The sequence below is a fragment of the Bacillus sp. EU63 genome (assembly GCF_038592915.1).
Taxonomy (GTDB): Bacteria; Bacillota; Bacilli; order Bacillales; family Bacillaceae; genus Bacillus; species Bacillus velezensis.
In genome coordinates, this window is sequence record NZ_CP151944.1 from 335,314 (window position 1) to 349,335 (window position 14,022).

At 52.2% G+C, this 14,022-nt stretch carries 1 protein-coding gene and 1 pseudogene; both read left to right on the forward strand.

What is annotated here, in order from left to right; all coding sequences use genetic code 11:
- The first annotated feature begins 144 nt into the window (after positions 1-144).
- Complete coding sequence (gene srfAA / locus NYE38_RS01775; RefSeq protein ID WP_340801379.1) at positions 145-10,899, forward strand: surfactin non-ribosomal peptide synthetase SrfAA; 10,755 nt, start codon at positions 145-147, stop codon at positions 10,897-10,899.
- 21 nt (positions 10,900-10,920) lie between these two features.
- A pseudogene (srfAB, locus tag NYE38_RS01780) lies at positions 10,921-14,013 on the forward strand (surfactin non-ribosomal peptide synthetase SrfAB); the annotation flags it as partial.
- Between the last annotated feature and the right edge of the window lie 9 nt (positions 14,014-14,022).

Here is a 14,022-nt window from a genome sequence, read left to right on the forward strand (position 1 = left end):
TGACGGATTTCGGCGGTGATTGAATCGGGATCGTTTTTGGAGGTAAGTGGTTCTTTTGGCTTGAGAATGAGTTAGGGACATAGAGGGAGGCTGTTTCTAAGGGAGAATTGACAACTTTATCTTAAAAAGGGGAGGCGCACACATATGGAAATAACTTTTTATCCTTTAACAAATGCTCAAAAACGTATCTGGTATACAGAAAAATTCTATCCGAACACAAGCATTTCAAATCTAGCCGGTTTCGGGAAACTCATTTCTGAAGACGGCGTACAGGCTCATTACGTTGAGAAAGCGATACAGGAATTCGTCCGGCGGTATGAGTCGATGAGAATCCGTCTGCGGCTTGATGATGAGGGGGAGCCCGTTCAATATGTGAGCGAATACCGTCCGCTCTCTATCGGGCACACGGATATCAGGCAAGCCGGCTGCTCTGCGGACGAGCTGTCCAAATGGGGGCGTGAAGAAGCCGGCAAGCCTCTGGCGTTATATGATCAGGATTTATTCCGTTTTTCCGTGCACACGATCAGTGAAAATGAGGTCTGGTTTTACGCTAATGTGCATCACATTATTTCAGACGGGATTTCCATGACGATTCTGGGCAATGCGATTACTGATATTTATTTGGAGCTTTCAGGCGGGACAAGTGAGGAACAGACGGAGATTCCTTCTTTTATTGAGCATGTGCTGACAGAGCAGGAATATGTGCAGTCGAAGCGGTTTAAAAAGGATCGGGATTTTTGGAACGGGCAGTTTGAGACCGTGCCGGAGCTTGTGTCCCTGAAACGGAGCCAGGCAGATGCGGGTCTTAATGCGAAACGGTTTTCTCAAGAAATTCCTCACGACTTATATGGCCGCATTCATTCATTCTGCGAGGAGCATAAAGTCAGCGTACTGTCTCTGTTCCAGTCAGCTCTGATCACTTATCTCTACAAAGTGACCGGTCGTGATGACGTTGTCACGGGTACGTTTATGGGAAACCGGACGAATGCGAAAGAAAAGCAGATGCTCGGGATGTTCGTATCTACGGTGCCTGTGCGGACAAGCGTTGACGGAGGACAGTCGTTCTTGGAATTCGTTAAAGGCCGGATGAAGGATTTGATGAAAATTCTCCGCCACCAAAAGTATCCGTATAACCTGCTTGTCAATGATTTGCGCGCTTCGAAAAGTTCGCTGAGCAGATTGTTTACGGTGGCTCTGGAGTACCAGGTGATGCAGTGGCAGAAAAAAGAGAATCTGTCCTTCCTGACAGACCCTATTTTCAGCGGAAGCGGTACAAATGATATTTCAATTCATGTGAAGGAACGATGGGACACCGGGAAATTGACGATTGATTTTGACTATCGCAGCGACATTTTCAAGGGGGAAGAGATTGAATCTGTTTCTGAACGTTTGATCACGCTGATTGAAGATGCGATTTCATCTCCTGATCGCATAATTGATGAACTTACTCTTCTTTCTGAATCCGAGAAAGAGCGGCTGCTGAAACGGGCCTCCGGCAATCCGGTGAATTACCGCAAGGAGATGACGATTCCGGGGCTGTTTGAAGAGAAAGTGAAGTCACTGTCTGACAAACCCGCGGTTGTGTATGAAGGCCGAACATTGTCCTATCGCACATTGCATGAACAGTCAGGACGTATTGCCGGACGTCTTCTTCAAGCCGGGATATCAGCCGATTCTCCTGTCGCGGTGCTGCTTGGCCGTTCTGAGTGTGTCATTGCGGCAATATTGGGAATTTTGAAAGCGGGCGGCGCCTATGTGCCGATAGATCCTGACTTTCCGGCGGATCGGATTCAGTACATTTTGGAGGACAGCGGAGCGAAGGCTGTTCTGACGGAGGCCGGAATACAGGCGCCTGCAGCGGATGCCGAACGGATTGATTTTGACGAGGCTGTTCAGTATGAGACGGCTGCGGACGGTGTCGGCATTCAATCAGACCGGCTGGCTTACATCATCTACACGTCAGGTACAACGGGGCGGCCGAAAGGCGTGATGATTGAGCACCGGCAAGTTCATCATCTGGTGCAATCACTGCAGCAGGAGATTTATCAATGCGGTGAGCAGACATTAAGAATGGCGCTTTTGGCTCCGTTTCATTTTGATGCGTCCGTCAAACAGATATTCGCTTCGCTTCTTTTGGGACAGACGCTTTATATCGTGCCGAAAACGACTGTGACGAATGGCTCGGCACTGCTGGACTATTATCGTCAAAACCGGATTGAAGCCACTGACGGAACGCCTGCGCATCTGCAGATGATGGTTGCGGCGGGAGATGTCAGCGGAATTGAATTGCGCCACATGCTCATTGGGGGAGAGGGCCTGTCCGCGGCTGTTGCTGAACAGCTGATGACGCTCTTTCATCAATCGGGCAGGACGCCGCGTCTGACGAATGTCTACGGGCCGACAGAAACGTGTGTAGATGCGTCCGTGCATCAGGTGTCAGCGGATAACGGAATGAATCAACAGGCGGCGTACGTTCCGATCGGAAAACCGCTCGGCAACGCCCGTCTGTATATATTGGATAAGCACCAGCGGCTTCAGCCCGACGGCACGGCCGGTGAGCTGTATATCGCGGGTGACGGTGTAGGCCGCGGCTATTTAAATCTTCCGGATTTGACCGCAGAGAAGTTTTTGCAGGACCCGTTTAACGGAAGCGGCCGCATGTACCGCACGGGTGATATGGCGCGCTGGCTGCCGGATGGGACGATCGAATATATCGGCCGTGAAGATGATCAGGTGAAAGTCCGCGGCTACCGCATTGAGCTGGGAGAAATTGAAACGGTGCTCAGAAAAGCTCCGGGCGCGGCGCAGGCCGTCGTGCTGGCACGGCCGGATCAGCAGGGCAGCTTAGATGTCTGCGCATATATCGTTCAGGAAAAAGGAACCGAGTTTCACCCTGCCGAGTACAGGGAGTATGTGTCCAAGCACCTTCCTGATTACATGGTGCCCGCTTACTTTACAAAAACGGACGAAATTCCGCTCACGCCGAGCGGGAAGGCGGACCGCAAAAAGCTGTTTGCGCTTGATGTGCAGGCTGTCAGCTCATCTGAATATGCCGCGCCGAGAAATGAAACGGAGGAAATGCTCACCGTCATCTGGCAGGAAGTCCTCGGAATGGACAAGGCGGGCATTTATGATCATTTCTTCGAGTCAGGCGGTCATTCATTAAAGGCAATGACGCTTCTGACGAAAATTCATAAGCAAATGGGCGTTGAAATTCCGCTGCAATACTTGTTTGAGCATCCGACGATTGCGGCGCTTGCCGATTATGCGGAAAACCGAAACGAAGGACCGGCATTCAGTGCAATTGAGCCGGCTGAGAAGCAGGCGAGCTATCCGCTTTCGCTCGCTCAGCAGCGGACTTATATCGCAAGCCAATTTGAAGACGCGGGAGTCGGATATAACATGCCGGCTGCGGCCATGATTGAGGGCGCTTTAGACCGTGAAAAGCTTGAGCGTGCATTTTCTGCCTTAATCAGCAGGCATGAAGCGCTCAGAACATCGTTTCAATCAGAGGACGGCACGCCGAGACAAGTGATTGGCGAGCATGTTCCGTTTCATATTGAAATGATCGAAGCGCGCGGAAGAACGAATGAACAGGTCATGAAGGACTTTGTGCGCCGTTTTGATTTATCTGAGGCGCCGCTGTTCAGAATCGGCCTGCAAACGCTCGGTCACAATCGCCATCTGCTGCTGTTTGATATGCATCACCTGATTTCTGACGGGGTGTCTATTTCCATCATGCTGAAGGAACTGGCTGACATCTACGGGGGAAATCAGCTGCCTGAATTGCGCATTCAATATAAAGATTATGCCGTATGGCAGGCGGAACGGGCGAAAGAAGGCTACAAGAAGGAGCGGGCGTACTGGAAAGAAGTCTTCAGCGGGGAACTGCCGGTGCTTCAGCTGCTCCCTGATTATCCGCGGCCGCAGGTGCAAAGCTTTGAAGGTGACCGCGTGTCCGTCAAGCTGCCGAAAATGCTGCGGGAACGGCTGCAGAAGCTTGCCGAGAAAAACGGAGCCACCCTTTACATGGTGCTGTTATCGGCATACTATACGCTGCTTTCTAAGTATTCAGGACAGGAAGACATCATCGTGGGAACACCATCAGCGGGAAGAAACCACTCTGATACCGAGGGGCTTATCGGGATGTTTGTCAACACGCTTGCGCTGCGAAGCTCCGTGAAGCAGGGTCAGACATTTGCCGGCTTGTTAGGTCATGTGCGCAAGCAGGTGCTGGATGCGTTTTCCCACCAGGATTATCCGTTTGAGTGGCTGACCGAGGAGCTGAACGTGCCCCGGGACATGAGCAGGCATCCGATATTTGACACGATGTTCAGTCTGCAAAATGCTTCGGACGGAATTCCGGAGATCGGTAATCTGACGCTGTCTCTTCATGAAACAAACTTCAACATCGCCAAATTCGACCTGACCATGCAGGCCCGGGAAACAGCGGAAGGCATTGCGCTTGATTTGGATTATTGCACGAAGCTGTTTAAGCGCTCAACTGCGGATCGCATGCTTGCGCACTATGTCCGTCTGCTGGAGAGCGCGGCAGCTCAGCCGGATGCGAAAATCAGCGAATATGATCTGCTTTCTGAACGGGAGGCTTTGACTCAATTACAGCAATTCAACCCGGAACGCACGGTATACCCGAAAGAGCAAACGATCGTGCAGATCTTTGAAGAACAAGCCCGAAAGAACCCTGACCGGACGGCTCTTCAGTTCGAAGGGGAAACCCTGTCGTATCAGCATCTGAATGAACGCGCCAACAGGCTTGCGCGGCATATTCTTTCGGTCGGAGGCGGCGGAAAAACCGCGGCTGTTCTGTGTGAACGGTCAATGGATATGATTGTTTCCATTATGGCTGTGTTAAAAGCGGGGTCCGCCTATGTGCCGATTGATCCTGAGCATCCGGTTCAGCGGATTCAGCATTTCTTCCGCGACAGCGGGGCGAATGTGCTCATGACTCAGCAAAGCCTCAAGCCGCTTGCGGAAAAGGCCGGTTTTCAAGGCGTCATTGTGCTTGCTGATGATGAGGCGAGCTATGAAAAGGACTCTCGCAATCCCGCATTGCCGTTTGATTCCAAAACGATTGCCAATCTCACTTATACATCAGGCACGACGGGAACGCCGAAAGGAAACATCGTCACACATGCCAACATTTTGCGGACGGTAAAAAACACGAACTATTTGACTGTTTCTGAAGAGGACACAGTGCTCGGTCTGTCAAACTACGTCTTTGACGCTTTTATGTTTGATATGTTCGGTTCGCTGTTAAACGGTGCAAAGCTTGTGATCGTCCCGAAAGATACGGTGCTGGATATGTCACGCCTGTCCCGTGTGATCAAACGGGAGAACGTCAGCATTCTGATGATTACGACGGCCCTGTTCCACCTGCTTGTTGATATGGAGCCGTCCTGTCTGACGACGCTTCGGAAAATCATGTTCGGGGGCGAAAGAGCGTCTGTAGAACATGTCAAAAAAGCGCTGGCGGCAGTCGGAAAAGGAAGACTGCTTCATATGTACGGCCCGTCGGAAAGCACGGTGTTTGCGACATACCATCCGGTGGATGTCATTGAAGAGGATACGCTCTCCGTTCCGATCGGGAAACCGGTCAGCAATACGGAAGTCTTTATCATGAACTCAGCCGGACGCATTCAGCCGGCGGGTATCGCGGGAGAGCTGTGCGTCAGCGGGGAAGGTCTCGTCGAAGGGTACTACAACCGTCCTGAACTGACGGAAGAAAAATTTGTAAAGCATCCGTTTAAGGAAGGTGAACGGATGTATAAAACGGGCGACTTGGCCAGATGGCTGCCGAATGGCGATATCGAGTTTATCGGACGTATCGACCATCAGGTGAAAATCCGCGGTCAGCGGATTGAGCTTGGCGAAATTGAGCATCAGCTCCAAAGCCATGACCAGATTCAGGAATGCATTGTGCTCGCTGTGGATCAGGGCGCGGGTGACAAACTTCTTTGCGCGTATGTTGTCGGCCTCCGAGAAATCTCTTCCCGGGAGCTGAGGGAGCATACGGCGAAGGATCTGCCGGCTTATATGATTCCGTCCGTCTTTATTCAATTGGATGAACTGCCTCTTACAGGGAACGGAAAAATCGACAGACGGGCGCTGCCGATGCCGGATGTGACCGCAGCGAATGCCGTGTCTTATACGGCGCCGCGCAACGAAACAGAACAAAAACTGGCGGATATTTGGGCTGAGGTGCTGCAAATGGAACGTGTCGGCGTCCATGATCAGTTCTTTGAGATCGGGGGCCACTCGTTAGCGGGGATGAAACAGCTGGCCCTTATCCAGAAGACATTCGGCGTGCAGCTTACCTTAAAGGATCTGTTCACTTCTCCGACGGCTGCGGGGCTGGCGCAGCTGATTGAAGGGGCTGAGCGGAAGGCGGCTGAGAGCATCACACCGGCGGCCGAGCGGGAAACGTATCCGGTTTCTTCACCGCAGAAGCGGATGTTCGTGCTTCAGCAGCTGGAAGGCGCTGAAACAAGCTATAACATGCCGTCTGTGCTCCGCTTAAAAGGAAAGCTTGATGCAGAAAAGCTGAAATCCGTCATGAAACAGCTGACAGAACGCCATGAAGCCTTCAGAACGACATTTGACATAAAGGATGGAGAAACGGTTCAGCGCATATGGGCGGAAGCTGATATCGACATGGAATATTATGAAGCCTCTGAAGAAGATGCTGAACGGATTATTCAGAGCTTTATCCGGCCGTTCCGCCTGGATCAGCTTCCTCTCGTCAGAACGGGACTGGTCAAGCTGGCTGAACATGACCACCTGCTGCTGTTTGATATGCACCATATCATTTCGGACGGCGCTTCAGTCGGCGTGCTGATAGATGAACTGTCCCGCTTATATGGCGGCGAAACGCTTGAGCCGCTGCGGATTCATTATAAAGACTATGCGGTATGGCAGCAGAAATTTATTCAATCAGAGCAGTACCGCAAGCAGGAGGAGCATTGGCTTCGGGAGCTTGACGGCGAGCTTCCGGTATTGACGCTGCCGGCTGATTACAGCCGTCCGGCCGTGCAAACCTTTGAAGGAGACAAGCTGGTCTTTTCTCTGACTAAGGAACAGACGTCGGCTCTTCGCAGTCTTGCGAAACAAACGGATTCTACCATGTACATGGTGCTGCTGGCGTCATACAGCGCCTTTCTCTCAAAACTGAGCGGACAGCATGACATCATTGTCGGCTCGCCGGTTGCGGGACGGTCACATGCGGATCTCGCAAACGTCATCGGTGTTTTTGTGAATACACTCGCGCTTCGTACGTATCCGGAAGCGGACAAAACGTTCACGGACTATCTTAAAGAAGTGAAACAAACCGCTTTACATGCATTTGACGCGCAGGATTATCCGCTTGAAGACCTTCTGCAAAAGGTTGAGGTGCAGCGTGATACGAGCAGAAATCCGCTGTTTGATGCGGTATTTTCAATGCAAAATGCAAATGCGGAAGATCTGGTCATGGAAGGAATTGAGCTGAAGCACCATCCGTTTGACAGAAAAACAGCCAAGTTTGACCTGACAATGACGGCTGAGGACACAGACGAAGGCTTAACGTTTGTGCTTGAATATAACACCGCGCTGTTTAAACCGGAAACGGCAGAGAGATGGAAGCATTACTGGCTTCAACTGTTAGAAGCCGCAGCGGAAAATCCGGCCGCGAAACTTTCTGAGCTTTCATTGGTGAATGAAACAGAAAAACAAGCCCTCCTCAACACATGGAAAGGAAAAACACTCTCTGTGCCGCGGGACAAAACGGTTCACCGTCTCTTTGAAGAAACGGCCGCCCGCTACGCGAACCGGCCGGCCGTGGCATATAACGGCGCGAAATGGACGTACGGCGAGCTGAACGCAAGGGCGAATCGCATCGCGCGCATTCTCATGGACTGCGGCGTCACGGCTGACGAGCGTGTCGGCATCCTGACGAAACCCTCCTTGGAAATGGCCGCGGGCGTACTCGGCGTCCTGAAAGCGGGCGCGGCATTTGTGCCGATTGATCCGGACTATCCGGAAGAGCGGATCAGCTACATTCTGCAGGACAGCGGCGCGAAGCTTCTTCTCACACAGGAAGCGCTGGACGTGCCGGACAGCTACAACGGAGAAACGATTCTGCTTGACGGCAGCCGCTCCATTCTGAGCCTGCCGCTTGATGAAAACGATGAAGCGAACCCGCAGACGGAAACAACGGCGGATCATCTCGCTTATATGATTTACACGTCAGGAACGACCGGACAGCCGAAAGGTGTCATGGTCGAACACCATGCGCTGGTGAACCTGTGCTTCTGGCATCACGACGCATTCGCCATGACGGCGGATGATAAAAGCGCCAAATACGCGGGCTTCGGTTTTGACGCCTCCATCTGGGAGATGTTCCCGACATGGACCATCGGCGCGGAACTTCACGTCATTGACGAAGCGATCCGGCTGGATATCACCCGCTTAAATCACTATTTCGAAGAGCACGGCGTGACCATCACCTTCCTGCCTACGCAGCTCGCCGAACAATTTATGGAGCTGGAAAATACTTCTCTCCGCATGCTTCTCGTCGGCGGCGATAAGCTGAAGCGGGCGGTGAAACAGCCGTACACGATCGTCAACAACTACGGCCCGACGGAAAACACCGTCGTCGCGACAAGCGGCGTCATCAATCCGGAGGAAGGATCGCTTTCGATCGGACGGGCGATTGCCAATACGAGAGCTTATATTCTCGGCGACGGCGATCAGGTGCAGCCGGAAGGCATTGCCGGTGAATTATGCGTGGCAGGCCGCGGACTTGCGCGCGGATACCTGAACCGTGAAGAAGAAACGGCGAAGCGGTTTACCGCCGATCCGTTCGTGCCCGGCGAGCGCATGTACCGGACCGGCGACCTCGTCAAATGGAACGCGCAGTGTGGCATCGAATACATCGGGCGTATCGACCAGCAGGTCAAAGTGCGGGGCTACCGGATCGAGCTTTCAGAAATCGAAGTCCGCCTCGCCCAGCTTGCGGACGTTCATGACGCAGCGGTGACGGCGGTGGAAGACAAAGCGGGCAATACCGCGCTTTGCGCCTATGTCGCGCCTCAGCAGGACGATATCGAAACGCTCAAAGCCGCGCTGAAAGACACGCTGCCTGACTACATGGTGCCGGCGTTCTGGGTGGAGATGGACGAGCTTCCGGTCACCGCAAACGGAAAGATTGATAAAAAAGCCCTGCCGGAACCGGACATTGAAGCGGGAAGCGCCGCGTACAAAGCGCCGGAAACGGAGATGGAGACGCTGCTTTCTGACATTTGGCAGGAAGTGCTCGGTCTTGACCAGATCGGCGTAAGCGATAATTTCTTCACGCTCGGCGGCGACTCGATCAAAGGCATCCAAATGGCGAGCCGCCTGAACCAGCACGGGTATAAATTGGAGATGAAAGACCTCTTCCAGCACCCGACCATCGAAGAACTCGTCTCTTATGTGGAGCGGACGGAAGGCAAGCAGGCCGACCAGGGCCCTGTCGAAGGTGAAGCGGACTTAACGCCGATCCAGCGCTGGTTCTTTGAGAAAAACTTCACGGACAAACACCACTGGAATCAATCCGTCATGCTTCACGCGAAAGACGGCTTTGATCCGGAGATAACAGAAAAAACATTACATGTCCTGACGGTGCACCATGATGCGCTCCGGATGATTTATCGTGAACAAAAACCGTATTACAGAGGACTTGAGGATGTGTCTGTTGAACTGAACGTCTTTGAGCTGAACGGACCTGCTTCAGACCATGAGGACCGTATCGAAAGGGAAGCAGACCGTCTTCAAAGCAGTATTTCACTGGAAACAGGACATCTGCTGAAGGCCGGGCTCTTCCGGGCTGAAGATGGAGACCACCTTCTTCTCGCAATCCATCACTTAGTCGTGGATGGTGTATCTTGGCGGATTTTACTGGAGGACTTCACGTCCGTTTATACGCAGCTGAAGCAAGGCAATGAACCGGCGCTGCCGCCGAAAACACATTCATTCGCCGAATTTGCCGAGAGAATCAAAGAATACGCAAATACGAAGGCGTTTCTGAAAGAAGCGGATTACTGGAGAGAGCTTGAGGAAAAAGAGGTGTGCACTCAGCTTCCGAAAGACAGGCAGTCTGGTGATCAGCGCATGAAACATACGAGAACGGTCAGCTTCTCTCTGACGCCTGAACAAACTGAACAGCTGACGACAAACGTACATGAAGCCTATCACACCGAAATGAACGACATCCTGCTCACGGCGCTCGGACTGGCGCTGAAAGAGTGGACGGGTGAAGACACGATCGGCGTTCATTTGGAAGGCCACGGGCGCGAAGACATTCTTGACGGCTTGAATATCACCCGGACGGTCGGATGGTTTACGAGCATGTATCCGATGATCCTTGAGATGAAGCACGCCGACGATCTTTCATATCAGCTGAAACAAATGAAAGAAGACATCAGACACATCCCGAACAAAGGAGTCGGCTACGGTATTCTGCGTTATGTAACGGCGCCTGAGCATAAAGAGAATCTTTCATTTGAGATTGATCCGGATATCAGCTTTAACTACTTAGGCCAGTTTAATGAGATGTCGGATTCCGGCTTATTTACAAGATCCGGGATGCCGTCAGGACAATCGCTGAGCCCTGACACAGAGAAGCCGAATGCGCTTGATATTGTCGGATTTATAGAAAACGGGCAGATGACGATGACGTTTGCCTATCATTCTCTCGAATTTCATGAAAAAACCATTCAATCGTTCAGTGACAGCTTTAAAGGGCACCTCTTGAAAATCATAGATCACTGCCTGGCCCAAGACGGACCTGAGCTTACGCCTAGCGATCTTGGCGATGATGATCTGACGCTTGATGAACTTGATAAATTAATGGAAATTCTCTAACAGAAAAGACAGAGGTGACATATGAGCAAAAAATCAATTCAAAAGGTGTATGCACTCACACCGATGCAGGAGGGAATGCTGTATCATGCGCTGCTTGATCCGCATTCTTCCTCCTACTTCACACAATTAGAGCTTAGGATTCACGGAAGCTTTCAGCTGGAGCTTTTTGAAAAAAGCGTCAATGAGCTGATCCGGACATATGACATCCTGCGTACGGTATTCGTGCACCAGCAGCTTCAAAAACCGCGCCAAGTCGTATTGGCGGAGCGGAAGACGAAGGTGCACTATGAAGATATCAGTCAATTAGATGAAGCGCGCCAAACCGAATATATTGAACGCTATAAACGCGGCGTGCAGCAGCAGGGCTTTCATCTGGCGAAGGATATTCTCTTTAAAGCGGCGGTGTTCAGACTCAGTGAGAAGGAGCTGTATCTCGTCTGGAGCAATCATCATATCGTCATGGACGGCTGGAGTATGGGCGTTTTGATGAAAAGCCTGTTTCAAAACTATGAAGCGCTTCGTGCCGGCCGGCCCGCCGGGGGAAGCCAGGGCAAACCTTACTCTGACTATATCAAATGGCTCGGAGGCCGGGATTATGAGGAGGCGGAACAATATTGGAGCAGCCGCCTGGCGGATTTCGAACAGCCGAGCCTGCTGCCGGGCCGTCTGGCAGCAGAAAAGAAAGACTACCAAAATGAAGAATATTCTTTTGTCTGGGATGAGGAGCTGGTCGCGCAGATTCAGCAGACCGCCAACCGGCATCAAGTCACGGGGCCTAACCTGTTTCAGGCCGTTTGGGGTGCGGTGCTCAGCAAATACAACTATACAGACGATGTGGTGTTCGGCACCGTCGTATCAGGCCGTCCTTCAGAAATCAACGGCATTGAAACGATGGCGGGGCTGTTCATCAATACGATTCCCGTCAGAATCAAGATTGACAAAGATGCAGCCTTTTCGGACGTGATGGCGGCAGTTCAGAAAAACGCCGTGGAAGCCGAGCGCTATGATTATGTGCCGCTCTATGACATTCAAAAGCGCTCCGCCCTGGACGGCAGCCTCTTGAATCATTTGGTCGCGTTTGAAAACTATCCGCTGGACAAAGAGCTGGAAAACGGGGGCATGGAGGAAAGACTGGGCTTTTCCATTAAAGTTGAACATGCTTTTGAGCAGACGAGCTTTGATTTCAATCTCATCGTGTATCCGGGAAAAACGTGGACTGTCAAAATCAAATACAATGGAGCGGCTTTCGCTCATGATGCCATCGAACGAACGGCGCACCATCTGACCCGCATGATGAAAGCCGCGGTCGGAACGCCTGACGCGCCTGTGCGGGAACTCGGCCTTGTTTCAGGCAAAGAAGAGCGGCAGATTGTTGAGGTATTCAATGATACGAAAACGGCGCTTCCGGAAGAGGAGGCCGTTCACCGTTTGTTTGAAGCACAGGCAAACCGGACGCCTGCAAGCAGCGCAATAAAAGAAGCGGGACGCGAATGGACCTACCGTGAAGTGAACGAAGCGGCCAACCGCCTGGCGAGACGCCTTGTGAAGAGCGGGCTGGAAAAAGGCCGGACCGCCGCTATTATGAACGACCGGTCTGCGGAAACCGTTATAGGAATGCTTGCCGTCCTAAAAGCAGGCGGCGCATATGTGCCGATTGATCCGGCTTTTCCGGAGGACCGTCTCCGCTTTATGGCGGAAGACAGCTCGATTCGGCTCGTGCTGACGGTTCAGGCATATCAAGAACAAGCGGGCGCATTGCAAGTCCCGGTCGTCATGCTGGATGAAAGCGCGGATGAAACGGTAAGCGGAACAGACTTGAATCTTCCGGCCGGCGGCAACGACTTGGCGTATATCATGTATACATCCGGATCGACCGGCAAACCGAAAGGCGTCATGATTGAACACAGAAATATCATCAGGCTCGTCAAACATTCGAATTACGTGCCGGTTCATGAAGAAGACCGGATGGCGCAAACGGGAGCCGTCAGCTTTGATGCCGGAACCTTCGAAGTCTTCGGCGCATTGCTGAACGGAGCGTCATTGCACCCGGTGAAAAAAGAGACGCTGCTTGACGCCGGACAATTCGCCCAATTTCTGAAAGAGCAGCGGATCACGACCATGTGGCTGACGTCTCCGCTGTTTAATCAGCTTGCCCAAAAGGATGCCGGCATGTTTAACACGCTCCGGCACCTCATCATCGGCGGTGATGCGCTTGTGCCGCATATCGTCAGCAAAGTGAGGAAGGCATCACCGGAGCTGTCGCTTTGGAACGGCTACGGGCCGACGGAGAATACGACGTTTTCGACGAGTTTTCTCATTGATCAGGACTACGACGGCTCGATCCCGATCGGGAAGCCGATAGGAAATTCCACTGCGTACATTATGGATGAAAACCGCAGCCTCCAGCCGATCGGCGCGCCCGGTGAGCTGTGCGTCGGCGGAAGCGGAGTGGCAAGAGGCTATGTGAATCTGCCTGAATTAACGGAGAAGCAGTTTGTACGCGATCCGTTCAGACCGGATGAAATGATATACCGGACGGGGGACTTGGCGAAGTGGCTTCCGGACGGCACGATCGAGTTTCTCGGCAGAATTGACAACCAAGTAAAGGTCCGCGGTTTCAGAATCGAGCTCGGCGAAATCGAGGCGAAAATCAGCCAGGCGGAGAATGTGACGGAATCTGCGGCTGTGATCCGGAAAAATAAAGCGGATGAAAATGAAATCTGCGCTTACTTTACCGCAGACCAAGCCCTTTCGCCGGAAGACCTGCGCAAAACGCTTTCGGAATCACTTCCGGAATACATGATTCCGGCGCACTTCATCCAGATGAATCAGTTTCCGCTGACGGCGAACGGAAAGATTGATAAAAAAGCGCTGCCTGAGCCTCAGGCTGAAGCCGTTCAAAAAGAATACGTAGCGCCGAAAACGGAAGCGGAGCAGAAACTCGCGGACATTTGGGAAGGCATTCTCGGTGTAAAAGCGGGTGTGACTGACAATTTCTTCACGATTGGCGGACATTCTTTAAAAGCCATGATGATGACCGCTAAAATTCAGGAGCACTTTCAAAAAGAAGTGCCGATTAAAGTGTTATTTGAAAAGCCGACCATTCAGGAGCTTGCGCATTAT

Coding starts and splice junctions, on each gene's coding strand:
- srfAA (WP_340801379.1), top strand. CDS start 145: ATGGAAATAACTTTTTATCCTTTAACAAATGCTCAAAAACGTATCTGG.